Source organism: Kitasatospora sp. NPDC004723, assembly GCF_040609255.1.
GTDB lineage: Bacteria > Actinomycetota > Actinomycetes > Streptomycetales > Streptomycetaceae > Kitasatospora.
In genome coordinates this window covers 19,173-40,756 of record NZ_JBEXJT010000063.1, presented here as the reverse complement: position 1 = coordinate 40,756, position 21,584 = coordinate 19,173, and the positions used below count along the sequence as shown (strand labels likewise).

General features: G+C 75.0%; 17 protein-coding genes and 1 riboswitch. Of the genes, 6 read left to right on the top strand and 11 right to left on the bottom strand.

The genetic code is table 11. The features are described from left to right. Positions 1-81: 81 nt before the first annotated feature. Both ABZW10_RS35590 and ABZW10_RS35585 read right to left on the bottom strand, forming a co-directional pair. Positions 82-1,611, bottom strand: coding sequence for a UDP-N-acetylglucosamine 1-carboxyvinyltransferase (locus ABZW10_RS35590; RefSeq protein WP_355374783.1), 1,530 nt, complete (start codon positions 1,609-1,611; stop codon positions 82-84). A 149-nt stretch (positions 1,612-1,760) separates the two neighbouring features. Continuing rightward, positions 1,761-2,891 (bottom strand): cobalt-precorrin-5B (C(1))-methyltransferase, encoded by a 1,131-nt coding sequence (locus ABZW10_RS35585; RefSeq protein WP_355374780.1) that lies wholly within the window; start codon positions 2,889-2,891, stop codon positions 1,761-1,763. Positions 2,892-3,012: 121 nt separating this feature from the next. Here ABZW10_RS35585 and ABZW10_RS35580 point away from each other — a divergent pair, with 121 nt between their 5' ends. Then, a complete protein-coding gene (locus ABZW10_RS35580; protein WP_355374778.1) occupies positions 3,013-3,276 on the top strand; it encodes a type II toxin-antitoxin system prevent-host-death family antitoxin in 264 nt (87 codons plus the stop codon). Continuing rightward, positions 3,273-3,533: a type II toxin-antitoxin system RelE/ParE family toxin gene (locus ABZW10_RS35575; protein ID WP_355374775.1), complete on the top strand. Its 261-nt coding sequence runs from the start codon at positions 3,273-3,275 to the stop codon at positions 3,531-3,533. The genes ABZW10_RS35580 and ABZW10_RS35575 overlap by 4 nt, the downstream gene beginning before the upstream one ends. 48 nt (positions 3,534-3,581) lie before the next feature. On the opposite strand, the gene ABZW10_RS35570 is transcribed toward ABZW10_RS35575, so the two are convergent. The 3 genes from ABZW10_RS35570 to ABZW10_RS35560 are packed head-to-tail and all read right to left on the bottom strand — an operon-like array spanning position 3,582 to position 6,954. Next, the gene (locus ABZW10_RS35570) at positions 3,582-5,111 is read right to left on the bottom strand and encodes a precorrin-2 C(20)-methyltransferase (RefSeq protein ID WP_355374773.1); all 1,530 of its coding nucleotides are present in this window, start codon (positions 5,109-5,111) and stop codon (positions 3,582-3,584) included. After that, entirely contained in the window at positions 5,108-5,734 is a 627-nt protein-coding gene (locus tag ABZW10_RS35565; protein WP_355374770.1) for a precorrin-8X methylmutase, read from the bottom strand. Before ABZW10_RS35565 ends, ABZW10_RS35570 begins: the two co-directional genes overlap by 4 nt. Then, a complete protein-coding gene (locus ABZW10_RS35560) occupies positions 5,731-6,954 on the bottom strand; it encodes a cobalamin biosynthesis protein CobG (protein WP_355374767.1) in 1,224 nt (407 codons plus the stop codon). Before ABZW10_RS35560 ends, ABZW10_RS35565 begins: the two co-directional genes overlap by 4 nt. Before the next feature lie 164 nt (positions 6,955-7,118). After that, a riboswitch (cobalamin riboswitch) is annotated at positions 7,119-7,204 on the top strand. A 161-nt stretch (positions 7,205-7,365) separates the two neighbouring features. Here ABZW10_RS35560 and cobN point away from each other — a divergent pair. Beyond that, complete coding sequence (gene cobN / locus ABZW10_RS35555) at positions 7,366-10,980, top strand: cobaltochelatase subunit CobN (protein ID WP_355374764.1); 3,615 nt, start codon at positions 7,366-7,368, stop codon at positions 10,978-10,980. Positions 10,981-11,056: 76 nt separating this feature from the next. After that, the gene (gene lnt, locus ABZW10_RS35550; RefSeq protein WP_355374761.1) at positions 11,057-12,694 is read left to right on the top strand and encodes an apolipoprotein N-acyltransferase; all 1,638 of its coding nucleotides are present in this window, start codon (positions 11,057-11,059) and stop codon (positions 12,692-12,694) included. On the opposite strand, the gene ABZW10_RS35545 is transcribed toward lnt, so the two are convergent. The 4 genes from ABZW10_RS35545 to gdhA form a co-directional block, all read right to left on the bottom strand. Then, positions 12,646-13,440 (bottom strand): VOC family protein, encoded by a 795-nt coding sequence (locus tag ABZW10_RS35545; protein ID WP_355374758.1) that lies wholly within the window; start codon positions 13,438-13,440, stop codon positions 12,646-12,648. The genes lnt and ABZW10_RS35545 overlap by 49 nt on opposite strands. A 36-nt stretch (positions 13,441-13,476) precedes the next feature. Then, positions 13,477-14,385: an NADP-dependent oxidoreductase gene (locus tag ABZW10_RS35540; RefSeq protein ID WP_355374756.1), complete on the bottom strand. Its 909-nt coding sequence runs from the start codon at positions 14,383-14,385 to the stop codon at positions 13,477-13,479. Between the two features lie 68 nt (positions 14,386-14,453). Further along, positions 14,454-15,320, bottom strand: a complete 867-nt coding sequence (locus ABZW10_RS35535) for an AraC family transcriptional regulator (RefSeq protein WP_355374754.1) — start codon at positions 15,318-15,320, stop codon at positions 14,454-14,456. 202 nt (positions 15,321-15,522) lie between these two features. Beyond that, entirely contained in the window at positions 15,523-16,902 is a 1,380-nt protein-coding gene (gene gdhA / locus ABZW10_RS35530; protein WP_355374751.1) for an NADP-specific glutamate dehydrogenase, read from the bottom strand. A 329-nt stretch (positions 16,903-17,231) separates the two neighbouring features. Here gdhA and ribA point away from each other — a divergent pair, with 329 nt between their 5' ends. Next, on the top strand, positions 17,232-17,888 hold the full coding sequence (gene ribA, locus ABZW10_RS35525) for a GTP cyclohydrolase II (RefSeq protein ID WP_355374748.1): 657 nt from the start codon (positions 17,232-17,234) through the stop codon (positions 17,886-17,888). A gap of 46 nt (positions 17,889-17,934) precedes the next feature. On the opposite strand, the gene ABZW10_RS35520 is transcribed toward ribA, so the two are convergent. Then, complete coding sequence (locus tag ABZW10_RS35520) at positions 17,935-20,052, bottom strand: EAL domain-containing protein (RefSeq protein ID WP_355374745.1); 2,118 nt, start codon at positions 20,050-20,052, stop codon at positions 17,935-17,937. Then, on the bottom strand, positions 20,049-20,855 hold the full coding sequence (locus ABZW10_RS35515) for an SAM-dependent methyltransferase (protein ID WP_355374742.1): 807 nt from the start codon (positions 20,853-20,855) through the stop codon (positions 20,049-20,051). Before ABZW10_RS35515 ends, ABZW10_RS35520 begins: the two co-directional genes overlap by 4 nt. 166 nt (positions 20,856-21,021) lie before the next feature. Here ABZW10_RS35515 and ABZW10_RS35510 point away from each other — a divergent pair, with 166 nt between their 5' ends. Next, positions 21,022-21,486, top strand: a complete 465-nt coding sequence (locus ABZW10_RS35510; protein ID WP_355374739.1) for an SRPBCC family protein — start codon at positions 21,022-21,024, stop codon at positions 21,484-21,486. Positions 21,487-21,584: the final 98 nt, after the last annotated feature.

Below are 21,584 nucleotides of genomic sequence, written 5' to 3'. Positions count from 1 at the left end.
TCCCCGTGCCGGTCCCCCTTTTCCGGCGCCCGGGCGGGGCCCCCCCGGGGGCGCCCACGGCCCCGGGGGACCGGATCCGGATCAGATGTCGCGGAAGGTCTCGATCTGGGCGCCGATGGAGTTGAGGCGCTCGGCGAGGTCCTCGTAGCCGCGGTTGATGACGTAGACGTTGCGCAGGACCGAGGTGCCCTTGGCGGCGAGCATCGCGAGGAGGATGACCACGGCGGGGCGCAGGGCCGGCGGGCAGACCATCTCGGCGGCGCGCCAGCGGGTCGGGCCCTGGACCAGGACGCGGTGCGGGTCGAGGAGCTTGATGTCCGCGCCGAGGCGGGTGAGTTCGGTGAGGTAGATGGCGCGGTTGTCGTAGACCCAGTCGTGGATCATCGTGGTGCCGTGGGCGGCCGCGGCGATGGCGGCGAAGAACGGCACGTTGTCGATGTTGATGCCGGGGAAGGGCATCGGGTGGATGGTGTCGACCGGCGCGGTGAGCTTGGAGGGGCGCACGGTGAGGTCGACCAGCCGGGTGCGGCCGTTGTGCGCGGCGTACTCCGGGGTGCGGTCGTAGTCCAGGCCCATGCCCTCCAGCACCGCGAGCTCGATCTCCAGGAACTCGATCGGCACCCGGCGGACGGTCAGCTCGGAGGAGGTGACCACGGCGGCGGCGAGCAGGCTCATCGCCTCGACCGGGTCCTCGGCCGGCGTGTAGTCGACGTCGCAGGTGATCTGCGGGACGCCGTGCACGGTGAGGGTGGTGGTGCCGATGCCCTCGATCCGCACGCCCAGCTTCTCCAGGAAGAAGCAGAGGTCCTGGACCATGTAGTTGGGCGAGGCGTTGCGGATGACGCTGACGCCGTCGTGGCGGGCGGCGGCGAGCAGGGCGTTCTCGGTGACGGTGTCCCCGCGCTCGGTCAGCACGATCGGGCGGTCCAGCGGGGCGCCGGGCTGGACGGAGGCGTGGTAGGCGCCGCCGGTGGTGGCGACCTCCAGGCCGAACCGGCGCAGCGCGGTGAGGTGCGGCTGGACGGTGCGGGTGCCGAGGTCGCAGCCGCCCGCGTAGGGGATGGCGAAGGTGTCGGCCCGGTGCATCAGCGGGCCGAGGAACATCAGCACGCTGCGGGTGCGGCGGGCGGCCTCGACGTCCATGCCGGCGAGGTCGAGCTCGGCGGGCGGGGTGAGTTCGAGGTCGCGGCCGTCGTTGATCCAGCGGCTCCTGACGCCGATGCTGGTGAGCACCTCGAGGATCCGGTAGACCTCCTCGATGCGGGCCACGCTGCGCAGGGTGGTGCGGCCGGTGGTCAGCAGCGAGGCGCAGAGGATGGCAACGCAGGCGTTCTTGCTGCTGCGGACGTCGATCGCGCCGGAGAGGGTGGTGCCGCCGGCGACCCGCAGGTGCATCGGGCCGGCGTAGCCGAGGGAGACGATCTCGCTGTCGAGCGCTTCGCCGATGCGAGCGATCATCTCAAGGCTGACGTTCTGCTTGCCCTGCTCGATGCGGTTGACCGCGCTCTGGCTGGTGCCGAGGGCCTCGCCGAGCTGAGCCTGGGACCAGCCGCGGTGCTGACGCGCGGTACGGATGAGGGTGCCGATACGGGTGAGGTAGTCGCCTGTCACTCGCCAGACCATATCTCATGGCTGAGATAGTGACAGAACCGACCCCTGGCGTGGCGTGACTTTTGTCCGTTTCTCACCCCGTATGAGCGTCAGATCTTCACATCACAGCGAAGTTCCTGGGACAGACCTGAGACACGAAGGCGGAGCGCTCACGGCCCGAGCGGCTCCGCCCGGCCGACGATCGTCCCGGCCCGGTCGATGCAGATGACGTCCACCACGACCGGCGAACCCACCAGCACCCCGAGCGCGGTGGCCCGCGCCGCCTCCGCCACCAGGTCGCCCAGCGGCACCCCGGCCGCCCGGCAGAGCCGGATCGCCTCCAGCCCGGTGTTGGCCGCCGCGACCGCCGCCGCCAGTTCCTCGTCCGCGCCGCCCGTGCGGGCGAGTGCGGCCAGGTAGCCCTTGTCCACCTGGGAGCGCGCCGAGTGCAGGTCGAGGTGGCCGGCGGCGAGCTTGGAGAGCTTGGCGAAGCCGCCGGCGATGGTCAGCCGCGGCACCGGGTGGCGCTTGAGGTACTTGAGCACCGCGCCGGCGAAGTCGCCCATGTCCAGCAGCGCGTCCTCGGGCAGACCGTGCACGGCGGCGGCCGTCCGCTCCGAGGTCGAGCCGGTGCACCCGGCCACATGGGTGCGGCCGGCGGCGCGCGCCACGTCCACCCCGCGCCGGATCGAGTCGATCCAGGCGGAGCAGGAGTAGGGGACGACGATCCCGGTGGTGCCGAGGATGGAGAGCCCGCCGAGGATGCCCAGCCGGGGGTTCCAGGTGGAGCGGGCGATCTCCTCGCCGTGGTCGACGGAGATCTCCACCACCACGTCCCCGCCGCCCCCGCACTCGGCCGCCACCTCGGCGACCGCCTCCCGGATCAGCTGCCGGGGCACCGGGTTGACGGCCGGCTCGCCGACCGGCAGCGGCAGCCCGGGCTTGGTGACGGTGCCCACGCCCGGCCCGGCCCGGAACACCACGCCCGTGCCCGGCTCCCCGGCCCACACCGTGGACCGCACCAGCGCGCCGTGCGTCACATCGGGGTCGTCCCCGGCGTCCTTCACCACCCCGGCCATCGCCCGCCGGCCGCCCGCGTCCTCGGTCAGCCCCTCCGCCGCCAGCGCGAACGCCGGCCGCTGCCCCTTCGGCAGGACGATCTCCACCGGGTCCGGGAACTCCCCGGTGAGCAGCGCCCGGTACGCCGCCTTGGTCGCCGCCGTGGCACACGCCCCGGTCGTCCAGCCGTGCCTCAGCCCACTGCTCCTCAGCTGCCCGGCCCGCCCACCGACCTCACCCATGCCGCACCGTTCCTTGATTTCCGATGACCGATCGAGACCTGAGCCCCGGCCTCCGCCCCGTTCCGGGACCGCAGGACCAGGGGCGATTGTGTACACCTGGCACGCTTCGTACACTCGACGCATGAGCGAGCAGCCTGCCCAGACCGTATCGATTCGCGAGGCCCGTGAGCACCTTGCCGACGTGGTGGACCGCGCCGAACGGGACGAGCCGACCGTGATCACCCGACGGGGCCGCGAGGTCGCCGCGGTCGTCCCGATAGAGCTCCTGCGCGAGTACCGGCGCTGGGAGGAGCAGGAACTGGTGCGCCTCATCGAGGAGCGCCGCGACGAGCCCACGTACTCCCTCGAAGAGGTCATGGCCGAGACGCTGGCCAGGCCCGAGTGAAGTACCGCACCCTCTTCACCGAGTCCGCGCGCGGCGAACTGCGCAAGCTTCCCCGCGCGACCGCCGTCCTGGTCCTGCGGAAGCTCGCCGAGCTGGAGCAGGACCCGTACGGCTTCCACACCACCGCGCTCGTCGGCTCACCCGAACACCGGCGGCTGCGGGTGGGGGACCACCGGGTGATCTACACCGTCGACGGCGGCCGACTGCTGGTCCTCGTCGTGCGGGTCGGCCACCGTTCCGGGATCTACCGCGACTGACGACGACTCCCGCGCGGAAGGCGTGACGGCCTTCCGCGCGGTCGGCCGTCAGGCCTCCGGGTAGCGGCGGGGGGTCCAGGTGACGTCCGGGTGCGGGGGGCGGGGGACGTGCCGGGTCTGGGAGGAGCCGATCAGGAGGATGGTGCGCATGTCGACCTCGGCGGGGTCGAGGTCGGCGAGGCGCACGGTGCGCACCCGCTCGGTGGGGCCGCCGACGTCGCGGGCCAGCACCACCGGGGTCCCGGGCGCCCGGTACTCCAGGAGGAGGTCGCGGGCGAGGCCGACCTGGGTGGTGCGGGACTTCGAGCCGGGGTTGTAGAGGGCGAGCACGAGGTCCGCCGCGGCCGCGGCGCGCAGCCGGGCGGCGACGACGTCCCAGGGCTTGAGGCGGTCGGAGAGCGAGACCACCGCGTAGTCGTGGCCGAGCGGGGCGCCGGCCCGGGAGGCGGCCGCGTGGGCGGCGGTCATGCCGGGCACGATCCGCACCGGGACGTCCCGGTAGGCCTCCTCGCAGGCGACCTCCAGGACGGCGGTGGCCATCGCGAAGACGCCCGGGTCGCCGGAGGAGACCACCACCACCCGGTGGCCGCGGCGGGCCAGGTCGAGGGCGAACTCGGCGCGCTCGGACTCCACCTTGTTGTCGGAGCCGTGCCGGGCCTGGCCGGGGCGCACCGGCACCCGGTCCAGGTAGGTGGTGTAGCCGACCAGGTCGGTGGCGGCGGACAGCGCGCCGCGGGCCTCGGGGGTGAGCCAGAGCGGGCCGGCCGGGCCGGTGCCGACGACGGTGACGCTGCCGGGTCCGCTCAGGTCGGGCGCCGGGGGCTCCAGCGGGGCGACCCTGCTGGGCAGCACGGCCACCGAGAAGTAGGGCACGCCCTCGGGGTCGACCGAGGCCAGCGGCGCCGTCCGCTCGCCGGCCATGAACGCCCGCTCGACGTACTGGGCGTCGGCCAGCCGGCCGGCCCGCTCCAGGGCGCGGCGCACGGTGGGGAAGGTGCGGCCGAGCTTCATCACGACGGCGGAGTCGGCGGCGGCAAGCCGCGCGGTCAGCTCCTCCTCCGGCAGGGTGCCGGGGATGACGGTGAGCGTCTCCTCGGCCTCGGTGAGCGGCTGGCCCAGCCGGGCGGCGGCGGCGCTGACCGAGGTCACGCCGGGCACCACCTCGGTCGGGTAGCGGTGCGCCAGGCGCTTGTGCATGTGCTGGTAGGAACCGTAGAAGAACGGGTCCCCCTCGGCGAGCACCACGACGTCGCGGCCGGCGTCCAGGTGGGCTGCCAGCCGGGCGGCGGCCTCCTCGTAGAAGTCGTCCAGCGCGCCCCGGTAGCCGCCGGGGTGGTCGGTGGTCTCGACGGTGATCGGGTAGACCAGCGGCTCCTCGATCTGACCGTCCGTCAGGTAGCGTTCGGCGATGGACCGGGCGATGGACCGGCCGTGCCGGGCGCTGTGGTACGCCACCACGTCGGCCCGGCCGATGAGTTCGGCGGCGCGGACGGTCACCAGCGAGGGGTCGCCGGGACCGAGGCCCACGCCGTAGAGCCGGCCGGTGCTGTTCCGGTCCTCCGTCTGACGATCCGTCACTCTTCCTCGCTCGCAATCGCGTTGATCGCGGCGGCGGCCATCGCGCTGCCGCCGCGCCGGCCGCGGACCACCAGGTGCTCCAGGCCGGCCGGGTGGGAGGCCAGGGCCTCCTTGGACTCGGCCGCGCCGATGAAGCCGACCGGTACGCCGATCACCGCGGCCGGGCGCGGGGCGCCGGCCTCGATCAGCTCCAGCAGGCGGAAGAGCGAGGTCGGCGCGTTGCCGACGGCGACCACCGCGCCCTCCAGCCGGGGCAGCCACAGCTCCATCGCGGCGGCGCTGCGGGTGTTGCCCATCGCCCGGGCCAGCTCGGGCACGGACGGGTCGGCGAGGGTGCAGATCACCTCGTTGCCGGCCGGCAGCCGCTTGCGGGTGACGCCGCTGGCGACCATGTTGACGTCGCACAGGATCGGCGCACCGGCGCGCAGGGCGGCGCGCGCGGAGGCGACCACGCCCGGCGAGTACACCAGGTCCTCGACCAGGTCGACCATGCCGCAGGCGTGGATCATCCGCACCGCGACCTGGGAGACGTCCGCCGGCAGCGCGGCGAGGTCGGCCTCGGCCCGGATGGTGGCAAAGGACTGGCGGTAGATGGACGCGCCGTCCTTCTCGTACTCGATCACGTGGTGGTCCTCCGGGCCGCGGCGACCGCCGCGGCCATCTCCTCGTTCGTCACTTCCACGGCGGTGTCCCGCCCCTGCGGCGCACCTTCCACCGCCACCCGGTACCCGCGCCCGGTCGCCAGCACGTCCACCCGGCGGCCTGCGGGGTGGCCGCAGCGGCGCTCGCAGCCCGACCAGTGCACCGGCAGGCCGCCGGGGCCCGCCGGGGCGCCGTCCAGCGCCCGGGCCGCGTCGGCCCGGACGTCGGCCTGCGACTTCGCGCAGCCCGGCAGCCCGGTGCAGGCGCTCGCGCCGTCCCAGGCCGTCCCGGACCGGGTCCGCAGCCCGGCCGCAGCCAGGGCGGCGAGCCGCTCGGCGGGGGCGCCGGGCAGCACCGCGCCGCGCCACGGGGTGAGCCGGATCTCGCCCTCGGCGGCGTGCGCCAGGCTGCGCCACTGTCCGGTGGAGGCCCGGCCGAAGCGCAGGCCGACGTGCAGTCCGCCCCCGGGCAGGGCCCCCAGCGGCGGGCGGGTGCCGGGCAGTACGGGCATCGGCAGCGGGCCGGGGGGCAGCAGCTCGGGCACCTCGCGCAGGTGCCAGGCCCGCACGCCGGCGGCGCGCTGGGCGTCCAGGAACCCGCGGGCCGCCTCCAGCGCCGCGCCGACCGCCTGCCCGGCGGGCACCGGCCGCACGGTGGCGGCCCGGCCCAGGCGCAGCAGGGCGGCGCCGTCCGGGCCTGCGATCAATGTCACATCGGCGTCCAGCGCGGCGACGTCGCCGCTGCCGTCGTCCAGGGCGAACAGGAACTTGCCGGACAGGCCGGTCGCCCAGGGGGCCGCGCACAGCGCCAGGTCGAGCTCGCGCGCCCAGGCGTGCACATCGGCGAGGCCGGGGGCGGGGCCGGGCGAGGCGACGATGTTGCGGACGCGTTCGTGGGTGTCGGAGGGCAGCAGGCCGGCGGCGCGCAGCCGCCCGCCGAGTTCGCCGCCGCAGTCCGAAGCCAGGCCGCGCAGCTGGACGTTGCCGCGCGAGGTGACCTCCAGCCGGCCGTCGCCGAGCTCCCGCGCCGCGTCGGCCAGCGCGAGCGCCTGACGGACCGTCAGCACGCCGCCGGGCAGCCGCACCCGGGCCAGGGCGCCGTCGTCGGCCGGGTGCAGACGAAGGGCCCCGGGGCAGGCGTCCGCCAGCGCCCGGTCGGGCACGGCGGCGCCCGGCGCGGCGGCGTCGGGTTCGGGAGGCATGGCGGCGAGCATACAGATGCTCCGTCGGGTTGACGCCGTACCGTCGATCACACGTCCGGCCCCGCCCGGCGCCCCGTGACCTGCACTCCCCCAGGCCCGCCGCACCCCGTACGATGCTCGCGGACGGTCCCGCGGACCGTCCGCACGCCAGCGACGGCGCAGGGGAGGAAACCGGTGCGAACCCGGTGCGGTCCCGCCACTGTGACCGCGGTTCACCGGGAGTCCGGGGAGTCGCGGGAGCCAGGAACTCCTGCCGTCCTCCACCGGCCCGGGGCGCGGACCCCGAGGAAGGCTTGATGCCATGCGCCGCCGCATGCCCGCGATCCCGCGGTCGCCCATGCCCATGCCTGCCCTCGCACCCGCCCCCGTGCCGGCCCCCATGTCCGCCGGAGAGGCCGGGAGGGCCCTCGCATGATCCTGCTGCTGTCGACGTCCGACACCGACCTGCTGAGCGCCCGGGCCTCCGACGGACCGGTCCGCTACCGGCTCGGCAACCCGGCGCGGCTGACGCCCGAGGACCTGCCCGCCCTGCTGGAGGGCACCGACCTGGTCGTGGTCCGGCTGCTCGGCGGCCGGCGCGCCTGGCAGGAGGGCCTGGACGCGCTGCTCGCCGGCCCCCGCCCGGTGGTCGTGCTGACCGGCGAACAGGCCCCCGACGCCCAGCTGATGGAGCTGTCCACCGTCCCGGCCGGCATCGCCGCCGAGGCGCACGCCTACCTGGCGCACGGCGGCGCGACCAACCTCGCCGAGCTCGCCGCCTTCCTCTCCGACACCGTGCTGCTCACCGGCCACGGCTTCGCCCCGCCCGCCTCCGCCCCGGCCTGGGGCCCGCTGGAGCGCGAGGCCCGCACCACCGGGGGCCCGACCGTCGCGGTGCTCTACTACCGCGCCCACCACATGAGCGGCAACACCGCCTTCGTGGAGACCCTCTGCCGGGCGATCGAGGACCGCGGCGCGCAGGCCCGGGCGTACTACTGCGCCTCGCTGCGCGGCGCCGAGCCGGAGCTGCTGGCCGCCCTCGGCGAGGCCGACGCCCTGGTCACCACCGTGCTCGCGGCCGGCGGCACCCGCCCCGCCGACGCGCAGGCCGGCGGCGACGAGGAGGCCTGGGACGCCGGCGCGCTGGCCGCGCTGGACCGGCCGATCCTCCAGGCGCTCTGCCTGACCTGGTCGCGCGCCCAGTGGGAGGCCAGCGACGACGGCCTGTCCCCGCTGGACACCGCCACCCAGATCGCGGTGCCGGAGTTCGACGGCCGGCTGATCACCGTCCCGTTCTCCTTCAAGGAGCTGGACGAGGACGGCCTGACCGTCTACGCCGCCGACGAGGAGCGCGCCGCCCGGGTCGCCGGGACCGCGGTCGCGCACGCCCGGCTGCGGCACGTCCCGGCCGCCGAGCGCCGCCTCGCGCTGGTGCTGTCCGCGTACCCGACCAAGCACGCCCGGGTCGGCAACGCCGTCGGCCTGGACACCCCGGCCAGCGCGATCCGGCTGCTGACCGCGCTGCGCGCGCAGGGCATGGACCTCGGCGACGACCTGCCGGGCCTGGACACCGACACCGACGACGGCCACGAGGGCGACGCCCTCATCCACGCGCTGATCGCGGCCGGCGGCTACGACCAGGACTGGCTCACCGAGGACCAGCTCGCCCGCAACCCGGTGCGCATCCCGGCCGCCGACTACCGCCGCTGGTACGCCGGTCTGCCCGAGGGCCTGCGCACCCGGGTCGAGGAGCACTGGGGCCCGGCCCCCGGCGAGCTGTACGTCGACCGCTCGCAGAACCCGGACGGCGACATCGTGCTCGCCGCGATCCGCTCCGGGAACCTGCTGGTGCTCATCCAGCCGCCGCGCGGCTTCGGCGAGAACCCGGTCGCGATCTACCACGACCCGGACCTCCCGCCGTCCCACCACTACCTGGCCGCCTACCGCTGGATCGCCGCCGCGCAGTCCGACGGCGGCTTCGGCGCCGACGCCGTGGTCCACCTCGGCAAGCACGGCAACCTGGAGTGGCTGCCCGGCAAGACGGCCGCGCTGTCCGCCGAGTGCGGCCCGGACGCGGTGCTCGGCGACCTGCCGCTGGTCTACCCGTTCCTGGTCAACGACCCGGGCGAGGGCACCCAGGCCAAGCGCCGCGCCCACGCCACCCTGGTCGACCACCTGGTGCCGCCGATGGCCCGCGCCGACTCCTACGGCGACATCGCCCGCCTGGAGCAGCTGCTCGACGAGCACTCCAACATCGCCGCGATGGACCCGGCGAAGCTGCCGGCGATCCGCGCCCAGATCTGGACGCTGATCCAGGCCGCCAGGCTCGACCACGACCTCGGCCTGGAGGAGCGCCCCGAGGACGACGGCTTCGACGACTTCCTGCTGCACGTCGACGGCTGGCTCTGCGAGATCAAGGACGCCCAGATCCGCGACGGCCTGCACGTCCTCGGCCAGGCCCCGGTGGGCACCGACCGGGTCAACATCGTGCTCGCCATCCTGCGCGCCCGGCAGATCTGGGGCGGCGTCAGCGCGCTGCCCGGCCTGCGCGAGGCGCTCGGGCTGGACGAGGCCGCGCTCACCCTCGGCGCCACCGACGCGGCCGAGGCGAAGGCCCGCGAGCTGGTCGAGGCGATGGAGGCCGCCGACTGGGCGCCGGAGGCGGTCGAGAAGGTCGCCGCCGGACTTCCGGAGGCCGTCCGCGAGGTGCTGGACTTCGCCGCCGGCCAGGTCGTGCCGCGACTGGCCGCGACCACCGGCGAGCTGGACGCCGTGCTGCACGCGCTGCGCGGCGGCTTCGTCCCGGCCGGCCCGTCCGGCTCGCCGCTGCGCGGGCTGGTCAACGTGCTGCCGACCGGCCGCAACTTCTACTCCGTCGACCCCAAGGCGGTGCCCAGCAAGCTCGCCTGGGAGACCGGGCAGGCGCTCGCCGCCTCGCTGGTCGAGCGCTACCGGGCCGACAACGACGGCGCCTACCCGCCGTCGGTCGGCCTGTCGCTGTGGGGCACCAGCGCGATGCGCACCGCCGGCGACGACATCGCCGAGGCGTTCGCGCTGCTCGGCGTCCGACCGGTCTGGGACGACGCCTCGCGCCGGGTCACCGGCCTGGAGGCGATCGGGCTCGACGAGCTGGGCCGCCCGCGGATCGACGTCACGCTGCGCATCTCCGGCTTCTTCCGGGACGCCTTCCCGCACGTGGTGGCGCTGCTGGACGACGCCGTCCGGCTGGCGGCCGCCCAGGAGGAGCCCGAGGCGGACAACTACGTGCGCGCCCACGTCCAGGCCGACCTCGCCGTGCACGGCGACGAGCGCAAGGCCACCGTGCGCGTCTTCGGCTCCCGCCCCGGCACCTACGGCGCGGGCCTGCTGCAGCTGATCGACAGCCGCGACTGGCGCACCGACGCCGACCTCGCCGAGGTGTACACGGTCTGGGGCGGCTACGCGTACGGACGCGGGCTGGACGGGCGACCGGCCCGCGAGGAGATGGAGACCGCGTACAAGCGGATCACCGTCGCCGCGAAGAACACCGACACCCGCGAGCACGACATCGCCGACTCGGACGACTACTTCCAGTACCACGGCGGCATGGTGGCCACCGTGCGCGCGCTCACCGGCAAGGCGCCGACCGCGTACATCGGCGACTCCACCCGCCCGGAGACGGTCCGCACCCGCACCCTGACCGAGGAGGCGGCCCGGGTCTTCCGCGCCCGGGTGGTCAACCCGCGCTGGATCGAGGCGATGCGGCGGCACGGCTACAAGGGCGCGTTCGAGATGGCCGCGACCGTCGACTACCTCTTCGGGTACGACGCCACCACCGGCGTGGTCGCGGACTGGATGTACGAGAAGCTCACCCAGGAGTACGTGCTGGACCCGGTGAACCGGGAGTTCCTGGCGGGCGCCAACCCGTGGGCGCTGCACGGGATCAGCGAGCGGCTGCTGGAGGCGGCGAGCCGGGGGCTGTGGGAGCGGCCGGACCCGGAGCTGATCGAGCAGCTGCAGGCCGCGTTCCTGGAGACCGAGGGCGACCTGGAGGGCGACGGCGAGTAGCCCGTGCCGAAGGCGTAGGCCGTTCGAGTGATCACGGGGCTGGTGACGGGGCCGCGCCAAGCGGACAATACGGATCATGCCGCGCCCTCCCCTGCTCACCGGCCCCGACGGCCCCTCCGGTCCCGTCACCCCGACGGCGGCCGGCGCCCGGCGCGCCGCCCGCCCCGGCCGGGCCGCCGCCGCCCGCTACCGGCCCCGGCTGGCGGCGCTCGCCGCCGGGGCGGTGCCGGTGCTCGCCTTCCCCGCGCCCGGGGTGGCGGCGCTCGCCTGGGTCGCGCTGGTCCCCGGCCTGCTGCTGATGCAGCGGGCCCCGGGGCCGCGCGAGGCGGCGGTGCGGGGCTGGTGGTTCGGCGCCGGGTTCATCCTGACCGGGATGTCCTGGCTGCTGTCCTCGGTCGGGCCGGCCCTGCCGCTGATCGCCGTGGTGTTCGGGTCGCTGCAGGCCGGGGTGGGCCTCGCGGTCTGGCGGCTGCTGCGCCCGCCGCTGACGGTGCGCCGGGCGCTGCTCGCGCCGCCGGTGGTCGCGGCGGTCTGGCTGACCACCGAGTACGCGCGCTCCCTGCCGGCGCTGGGCGGGCCGTGGGCGCTGCTCGGCGCCACCCAGTGGCAGCACCCGGCCGTCCTGGCGCTGGCCTCGGCCGGCGGGATCTGGCTGGTCAGCGCCGCCGTGGTGGCGGTCAACACCGCCGTGCTGGTGGTGCTCACGGCCGTCGACCCGCGCCCGCGGGCCGCCGCGGCGCTGCTCGCCGTCGGGACGCTGGTGGCCGGGCCGCTGCTGTTCGCGCTGCGGCCGGCGCCACCGGCCGCCCCGGAGGGGGCCGAGGAGGTGCGGATCGCGCTGGTCCAGCCCGGGATCGTCGAGGATCCGCAGGCCCGTTTCGAGGCCGGTGCCCGGGCCACCGCCGCACTGGTCGGGCAGCACCCGGTGGACCTGGTGGTGTGGGGCGAGTCCAGCACCACCGCCGACCTCGACCGCGATCCGGCGGCGCTCGGGCGGCTGCGCGCGCTCTCCGCCGCGACCGGGGCCGAGCTGCTGGCGGGCGAGGACGCGCGCAAGCCGGACGGGCGGATCTCCAAGGACGCCGTGCTGGTGTCGCCGCAGGGCGTGGTCGACCGGTACCGCAAGATCCGGCTGGTGCCGTTCGGCGAGTACATCCCGCTGCGGCCGGTGCTCGGCTGGGTCGCCGGGGTCAGCCGGGCGGCGGGCGAGAACCGGGCGCCCGGCAGCGACCAGCACCTGCTGCCGGCGGTGGACCGGGAGGGGCGGGCGCTGCCGGTCGGGGCGCTGGTCTGCTTCGAGTCGGCGTTCCCCGACATGGCGCGGACGGCGGCGCGCGAGGGCGCCCGGGTGCTGGTCTACCAGTCGTCGACCTCGACCTTCCAGCGGAGCTGGGCGCCCGAGCAGCACGTCTCGCTGGCCGCGATCCGGGCCGCCGAGACCGGCCGGCCGGCCGTGCAGGCCTCGCTCACCGGGGTGTCGGCGGCCTTCGACGCGCAGGGGCGGGAGCTGGCGAGGCTGGGCACGGACGACACCGGCGCCCTGGTCGTGCGGGTGCCGCTGACCGCGCCGGCCACGTCCACCTGGTACCTGCGGGTGGGGGACGCGGTGCCGCTGGCGGCCGTCCTGGTGACGGCCGGCGCGGCGGCGGTCGCGCTGCGCCGGCGTCAGCCCCCGGTCGCGCCCCCGGCCGCGCCCCTGGTCTCCGAGCGGTAGTAGAGGCCGAACGCCGCGCCCAGCGGGTCGCGCAGCACGGCGATCCGCAGGCCGCCGCCCGGTACGTCGACCGGCGCCATCAGCACGCGCGCGCCCAGGCCGCCGGCCCGGGCGGCCGAGACGTCCACGTCGGCGACCGAGAAGTACGGCAGCCAGTGCGGCGGCACCTGCGGCGGGAAGTCCTCGCCCATGGTCAGCATGCCGCCGAAGTCCCCGTCGGCCAGGCCCCACTGGGTGTACTGCGCGGACGGGCCGGCTTTCCAGCCGAACACCGCCGGGTAGAAGGCGCGGGCGGCGTCCGGATCCCGGGTGAGCAGTTCCACCCAGCCGAGCGCGCCGGGCGCGTTGAGCACCTCGGCGCCGCGCAGCCGGCCCGCCTGCCAGAGCCCGAACACCGCGCCGGACGGGTCGGCCACGATCGCGAACCGGCCGTAGTCCAGCGCGTCCATCGGCTCGACGACCACGCTGCCGCCCGCCGCGACCACGCGGCGGGCGGTGGCGTCGGCCTCCTCGACCAGGAAGGAGACGCTCCAGGCGGTCGGCTGGCCCTCGCCGTACAGCGGGGCCACGGACGCGGCCACCGCGCCGTCCAGCCGCATGAACGTGTAGCCACCGGCCTCGGGGCGCTCGTCGGGCTCCGGCTGCCAGCCGAACAGCTCGCCGTAGAACCGCCGGGCGGCCACCGGATCGGCACTGCCGTGCTCGACCCAGCACGGGCCGCCGGTCGTCACCGTCTGCTGCTTCATCGTGACCTTCCTCTGCCCCTGTCCCGCGGCCCTGTCTCAGCCGATGTCCAGGACGACCTTGCCGCGCGCGTGCCCCGACTCGACGAGCGCCACCGCTTCGGCGGCGCGGGACAGCGGGTAGCGGCCGGCGATGTGCGGGTCCAGTTCGCCCGCGGCCACGAGTTCGGCCAGCGCGGCCAGCGTCTGCGGGCTGGTGGACCGGGTGATGTAGCGGCCGCCGAGCTCCTGCGCGGTGGTCGGGTCGGAGGTGGACACCAGCCGGGAGCGGTCGTCCAGGGTGACGGCGGCCGCCCGGGCGTCGTCCCCGCCGACCAGGTCGAGGATGCCGTCCACGCCGTCCGGCGCGGCTGCCCGGATCCGGTCGGCGACGCCGTCGCCGTAGCGCAGCTGCACCGCGCCCAGTGAGGCGACGTACTCCCGGTTGGCGTCGCCCGCGGTGCCGATGACGCGCACGCCGCGGCTGCGGGCGATCTGGGCGGCCATGCTGCCGACGCCGCCGGCGATGCCGAGGATCAGCAGGGTCCGCCCGGCGCCCACGCCGACGTCGCGGACCGCGTCGTCGGCGGTCGCCGCCGCCACCGGCAGGGTGGCGGCCTGGTCGAAGCCGACCTTGGCCGGCTTCACCGCGCTGGACGCGGCGGCCAGCAGCGTCTGTTCGGCGAACGCGCCGGCCGCCGCGATCCCGAACACCTCGTCGCCCGGGGTGAACCCGGTGACGCCGGGGCCGACGCGCTCGACCACGCCGGCCGCCTCGGTGCCCATCACGGCGGGCAGTTCGCGCACCTGGCCGAGCCAGCCCCGGCGGACCTTCCAGTCGACCGGGTTCACCCCGGCCGCCCGGACGGTGATCGCCAGCTGGCCCAGCCCGGGCTCCAGCACCGGCCGGTCCAGGAACTCCTGCTTCTCCGGCCCGCCGTAGTCGACGAACCCGAACGCCTTGGCCATCCCCGCTCCCACTCTCCGCTCGACGGCCCCCGCCCCAGCATGCGGGCGGGGGCCGCCCGGAGGCGGTTCTACTGGGCCACCCGGACGACGGGGATCCAGAGCTCGGCCTCGGCCCGGTCGCCGTCCGGCCGCACCCGCAGGATCTCGGGGCCGTGCCGGAACTCGTAGGGGTTGGACGGGAACCACTGGGTGAAGACGTCCCGCCACAGCTCCTGCAGCGCGCGCGGGTACGGCCCGCTGTTCGCGAACACCGCCCAGGTGCCGGCCGGGAGCTCGCGCACGTCGAGGTCCGCCGGCGCCTCGCTCTCCGCCCCGGTCACCACCGCGTGGTAGTAGTCCAGCGGTACGCCCTCCTCCCGGCTGTCCGAGAAGAACTCGGTGACCGCGACGATGCCCTCCGGCTCCTGTTCCGACAGGGCCGTGATCCGGTCGATCTCCGCCCGCCCGAGGCCCTGGACGAACGCGGCGATCGCCGGGTTCACCCCCTCGTGGACCAGGGGGACCCGGGCCCGCCGGCCCACGATCCGCAGGGCCGGCCGCTCGATGACCCGGTACTCCATGCTGCTACTCCCTTCGACGACGAGGCGGAAGGACATCCGGGGCTGGGAGACCAGCACCGCGCCGGAGCGCCGGGCCTCGCCGGGGCCGACCCCGTGCATCGCCCGGAACGCCCGGGCGAACGCCTCGCCCGAGCCGTAGCCGTGGCGGACCGCGACGTCGAGCAGCGTGTGCTCGCCTGCCAGCACCTCGGCGCCGGCCAGGGTGAGCCGGCGCCGGCGCAGGTACTCGGAGAGCGGCATCCCGGCGAGCGCCGAGAACAGCCGCCGGAAGTGGTACTCCGACGTCACCGCGATCCGGGCGAGTTCGGCCGTGTCGACCTCCTGGTCGAGATGCGCCTCGATGTACTCCATGGCCTCGTTGAGCCGGTCCAGCACCGTTCCCCGCCCCCGTCCTTCCCTCTGACGCTCCTCACCGTAGGCGGCGGCCACCCGCCCGGACCCGACATCCGGTGCCCGCCGCGGTCGGGTGGCCCGGCCCGTCCACCGGGAAGCGCGCCGCCTCCCCGGCCGGCGCCGCGGGGGCCGGTCGGGGAGGCGGGTGGTCGTGCGGTGGTGCGGCGGCCTCGCGGCCGGGGGGTCAGATCAGGCCCTGCGCCAGCATGGCGTCCGCCACCAGCTCGAAGCCGGCGATGTTGGCGCCCAGCACGTAGTCACCGGGGCGGCCGTACTTCTCCGCCGTGGTGTAGCAGGCGGTGTGGATGTTCCGCATGATCTCGGCCAGCCGCTCCTCGGTCCGCTCGAAGGACCACTCGTCGCGCGAGGCGTTCTGCTGCATCTCCAGCGCGCTGGTGGCGACGCCGCCCGCGTTGGCCGCCTTGCCCGGCCCGAAGGCCACGCCGGCCTCCAGGAACACCCGGACCGCCTCCGGCGTGGTCGGCATGTTGGCGCCCTCGGCGACGGCGCGCACGCCGCCGCGGACCAGCGCCAGCGCGTCCGCCTCGTCCAGCTCGTTCTGGGTCGCGCAGGGCAGCGCCACGTCCACCGGGACGCTCCAGACGCCGGTGCCCTCCTGGTAGCGGACGTGGCCGCCGCGCAGCCGGGCGTACTCGGTGAGCCGGCCGCGCCGGACCTCCTTGATCTCCTTCAGCAGGTCGAGGTCGATGCCCTTCTCGTCCACCACGAAGCCGGTGGAGTCGGAGGCCGTCACCACGGTCGCGCCGAGCTGCTGGGCCTTCTCGATCGCGTACAGGGCGACGTTGCCGGAGCCGGAGACGGAGACCCGCAGGCCGTCCAGCTCCTCGCCGCGGGCGCGCAGCATCTCCTGGGTGAAGATCACGCAGCCGTAGCCGGTGGCCTCGGTGCGGGCCTGCGAGCCGCCCCAGCCGATGCCCTTGCCGGTCAGCACGCCCGACTCGTAGCGGTTGGTGATCCGCTTGTACTGGCCGAACAGGTAGCCGATCTCCCGGCCGCCGACGCCGATGTCCCCGGCCGGGACGTCGGTGTGCTCGCCCAGGTGGCGGTACAGCTCGGTCATGAAGGACTGACAGAAGCGCATGACCTCGGCGTCCGAGCGGCCCTTGGGGTCGAAGTCGGAGCCGCCCTTGCCGCCGCCGATGGCGAGGCCGGTCAGGGCGTTCTTGAAGATCTGCTCGAAGCCCAGGAACTTCACGATTCCGAGGTTCACCGAGGGGTGGAAGCGCAGGCCGCCCTTGTAGGGGCCGAGTGCGCTGTTGAACTCCACCCGGAAGCCGCGGTTGACGTGGATCCGGCCCTGGTCGTCGGTCCACGGCACGCGGAAGATCACCTGGCGCTCGGGCTCGACGATCCGCTCGACGATCCGGGCGTCCGCCAGCTCGGGGCGGCGCTCCAGGACGGGGCCGAGGGTCTCCACGACCTCGTGCACGGCCTGGTGGAACTCGGGCTCACCGGGGTTGCGGCGGAGCACCTCGGCGTACAGCGACTCAATGGCGGGGTTCCCGGCGTCGTGGGACGCAACGGGCACGGGGGTAGCCGACATCTCTGAGGACCTTCCATGGTCTGAATCGACAGACAGGGCGCCTCCCCCGTAGTCCCGGGGGAAAAGGCACCGGCGGTCCCCTCGCCATTGAGGGCGTCACGGCGCAAAAAACACCAGCGCGGCAACTCCTGGACCGCTCGCGCGGGCACAGTCTCTCATTGCAACCCCCTGTTTGTCCGCCCCTGCCCCTGCGGACCTCCGCCCGCAACCCGTTCGTGAGCTGCGCCGACCCCGCGTGGACCCCCTTCCGGATGTTGTTCAAATTGGAACTACCTAGTACCGTCGACAGTCGAGCCCCACCCGAACCGTCCGTCACGAAAGGCCCGGCCATGCCGCAGCTGCAGCAGAACGACTCCTCCCAGGCCGCCGGCGCCGTACGGGTGCGGGCCCGGGTGCGGATACCGCTCGCCTTCCCGGACGGGTACCGCACGGAGGCGGAGGTCTTCACCTTCCACGGGCTGGCCGACGGGGCCGAGCACCTGGCGCTGGCGCTCGGCACGGTGCCCGAGGGCGCGACGCCGCTGGTGCGGCTGCACTCGGAGTGCCTGACCGGCGACGTCTTCGGCTCCGCCCGGTGCGACTGCGGCCCGCAGCTGCGCGAGGCCGTCGAGCGGATCGCCACCGCCGGCGGGTACCTGCTGTACCTGCGTCAGGAGGGGCGCGGCATCGGCCTGTACAACAAGCTGGACGCCTACGCCCTGCAGGACTCCGGCCTCGACACCTACGACGCCAACACCGCGCTCGGCCTGCCGGAGGACGGGCGCGACTACACCGCCGCCGCCCAGATGCTCGGCGCGCTCGGCGTCGGCGGGGTCGAGCTGCTGAGCAACAACCCCGACAAGGCCGCCCAGCTGGCCGCCCTCGGCGTCACCGTCGAACTCCGGGTGCCGACCGGCGTGCACGTGTCGGAGAGCAACGTCCACTACCTGCGCGCCAAGGCGGAGCGGACCGGGCACTCGATCGAGCTGTCCCGGCTGGTGGGCTGAGCGGCCCCTCGGCCCCGCGGGCGATCCCGGCCGGGCGGGCGGGCGCTCAGCCGCCGACCGGGCGGCCGGACGGCTCCTCGGTGATCCGGCGGGCGATCTCGGCCGGGCGCACCGGGCGGCCGAAGTGCCAGCCCTGCGCCCAGTCGCAGCCGATGACGCGCAGCCGCTCGGCGTCCCGGCCGGTCTCCACGCCCTCCGCGGTGACGGTCAGTCCGAGGGCGTGCGCCATCGACACCAGCCCGCTGACGATCCGCCAGCCGGTCTCCTCGTCCTTGGCCGGGTCGTGCAGGTCGCCGACGAAGGAGCCGGCGATCTTCAGACCGGAGACCGGCAGGTCGCGCAGGTAGGCGAGGTTGGACCAGCCGGTGCCGAAGTCGTCCACGGCGAGCGAGACGCCGAGGCCGACCAGGCCGTGCAGGGTGCGCAGCGCCTCGTCCTCCGGGCCGACCACGGTGGACTCGGTGATCTCCAGCTGGAGCCGGGCCGGGTCGAGGCCGGTGGTGTCCAGGATCCGGCCCAGGTCGCCGACCAGGGCGGCGCTGCGGGCCTGCCGGACCGCCAGGTTGACGTTGAGCTGGGGCGCGGCGTCCCCGAACCGCTTGATCCACTCGGCGGCCTGGCCGCAGGCCTGCTCCAGCACCCAGCGGCCGAGCGGCATGATCAGCCCGGTCTCCTCGGCGGTGGTGACGAACTCGTCCGGGCCGAGCACGCCGAGCTGCGGGTGGCGCCAGCGCACCAGCGCCTCGACGGCGGTGAGCCGGCCGTCGGCGAGCGCGTAGAGCGGCTGGTAGTCGATGAAGAACTCGCCGCGGTCGAGGGCGGCGGGCATCCGCACCGAGACCGCGTAGCGGGAGACCGCGCGGGCGTTCTCCTTGGGGTCGAAGAGGATCCAGCGGCCCCGGCCGGCCTCCTTGGCGCGGTAGAGCGTCAGGTCGGCGGCGCGGACGGCGGCGCCGGGGCTGGTGGTGGAGACCCGGCGCTCCAGGACGCCGACGCTGGCGCCGACGGCCAGCTTGTGGTCGCCGATCAGCACCGGGCCGGAGAGCGCCTTCAGCACGGTCTTGGCGGCGGCGACCGCCTCCTGCTCGCCGCGGCTGTTCTCCAGCAGGACGACGAACTCGTCGCCGCCGAGCCGGGCGACCAGGTGTCCGAGCGGGCCGAGCGCGGCCTTCAGCCGGGCGGCGACGGCGCACAGCAGCTCGTCGCCGGTGTCGTGGCCGAGGCTGTCGTTGACCACCTTGAAGCCGTCGAGGTCGACGTAGCAGAGGCCGAACCGGGCGCCCGGGTCCGGGTCCTCGAAGAGCTTCTCCAGCCGTTCGAAGAACGCGGCCCGGTTGGGCAGGCCGGTCAGCGGGTCGTGGGTGGCCTGGTGGCGCAGCCGGTCCTGGAGCCGGTAGCGGTCGGTGACGTCCTCCAGCATGGCGACCTGGTACTGCGGCACGCCGTCGTCGTCGCGGATCAGCGAGACCGTCAGATGGGTCCAGATGATCTCGCCGTCCTGGCGGTAGTACGGCTTGTCGAACTGGAAGTAGTCGCGCTTGCCGCTGATCAGCTCCTCGTAGGCCTCCCAGACACCGTCGGTGTCCTCGGGGTGCACGAGGTCGCCGACCCGGCGGCCGATCATGTCCTCGGGGCCGGCGCCGAAGAGGTCCTGGAGGGCCTTGTTGGCGGCCAGGATGTTGCCGCCGGTGTCCCCGATGCCGATGCCGATGGCGGCGCTCTCGAACAGCGCGCGGAAGCGGGCCTCGGAGGCGCGCAGCGCCCGCTCGGCCTCCTTGCGGGCGAGGTCGGCGGCGGTGCGGATGGCCTCCTGCTCGCGCAGGGTGCGCTCACGCAGCGCGGCCGCCCAGCCGGCCGCGAAGGCGCCGCTCAGGGCGGGGCCGCGGCCGTCGGCGGCGGGTTGGCGCTGGAGCAGCTCGACCGCCCGGGCGAGCACCACCGGGTCGGTGAAGTGGGCGTCGACCAGTTCGGCCCCGGCCGTGGAGGCCAGGTGGGGTTCGAAGGGGTGGTCGAGCTGGGCGCGGTGGAGCAGGCCCGCGGTCCGCGAGACGAGCCGGCCGAGCAGGCCGGGGTGGACCGCCGTGCCGTGGTCACCGGAGAGCAGCCGCGCCCAGTCCTCGTGGAACCGTTCGGCGCTGCTGCCCGGGTCCGGTGCCTCCGTCACGGACGGAGCCCCACGCCCGCCACGCCGGCGATCCGCTCGGGGTGCTCGCCGACCGTCCCGGGCTGCTCCGGCCGCCACTGCGGCAGGTGGACGATGCCGGGCTCGACCAGCTCGAAGCCCTCGAACATCGCGGCGATCTGCTCGCGGGTGCGCATGGTCAGCGGGGTGGGCGTCATCCGGTACAGCCGCTGGTGGTCCTCGGCCTGGTCGGGGCGGCTCTCCAGGGAGGCGTGGGAGAGCACGAGGGCGCTGCCCGGCGGGAGGGCGTCGCGGATCACCGCGACCAGCTTCCACGGGTCCTCGGCGTCCTCGACGAAGTGCATGACGGCGACCAGCAGGACGGCCACCGGCTCGCCGGCGGCGAGCAGGGCGGTCACCTCGGGGCGGGACATCAGGTCCTCGACGTCCCGCAGGTCGGCCTGGACGACGGAGCTGCCCGGGTCGTCCTCCAGCAGCAGGCGGCTGTGCGCGACGGCGACCGGGTCGCGGTCCACGTAGACGACCTGCGCCTCCGGGCGGATGGCGCGGGCGATCTCGTGCACGGAGTTGAAGGTGGGGATGCCGGAGCCGATGTCCAGGAAGCGGCCGATGCCGCGCTCGGCGGCGAACTGGACGGCGCGGCGCAGGAAGGCCCGGTTGGAGCGCATGATCTGCGGCAGTTCCGGCCACAGCGCGATGGCCTTGCGGGCCATCTCCCGGTCGACCTCGAAGTTGTGCGAGCCCCCGAGGTAGTAGTCGTAGACGCGTGCGGCGTTCGGTTTGTCCAGGTCCGTGCCTTCCGGTACCCAGTTCGGTCGCCGCATCCTCGGGACTCCTTCGCTCCGGATCCGGTGGATCTGGTGGACCAGCCGCCGAATGTGGCAGCTGTGACTGATGAGACTACAAGCACAAAAGATCCTCCTCTGCACGCCGAACGCATGCAAGCGGAGTGACCCACTCCACCCGGCCCGCGCCGCTACAGTGCGTCCCGTGGACCCCAACCACTACCGGTTCCACGGAGTGTGGCGGCTGGCCGCGCCGCCGCGGGACGTGTTCGAGGCGCTCGCCGACGTCGCCGGGTACCCGCGCTGGTGGCCGGAGATCCGGGCCGTCCGGGAGACCGGGCCGGAGCGCGGCGAGGTACTGGTGCGCGCGCTGCTCCCCTACCGGCTGGTCATCGGGCTCACCGCCGTGCGGCGGGACCCCGGCGCCGGGGTGCTGGAGGCGGCCATGCACGGGGACCTCACCGGCTGGTCGCGCTGGACGGTCACCGAGGACGGCGCGGGCGGCACCCTGGCCCTGTTCCAGGAGGACACCCGCCCGGCCAGGCCGCTGCTGCGCCGGCTCGCGCTGCCCGCCCGGCCGCTCTTCCGCGCCAACCACGCGGTGATGATGCGACGCGGCCGGCGCGGCCTGGCGGCGCACCTGGCCGCCCGCCGCGCGCCGGGCGGCTGAGGCGCACGCCCGCGCGCGCCTCCCCGCACACCTCCGCGCACCCGCACAGGCCTTCGCGCACCCCGACCCACCCGGGTTCACCCACTGTTCACCCTTTC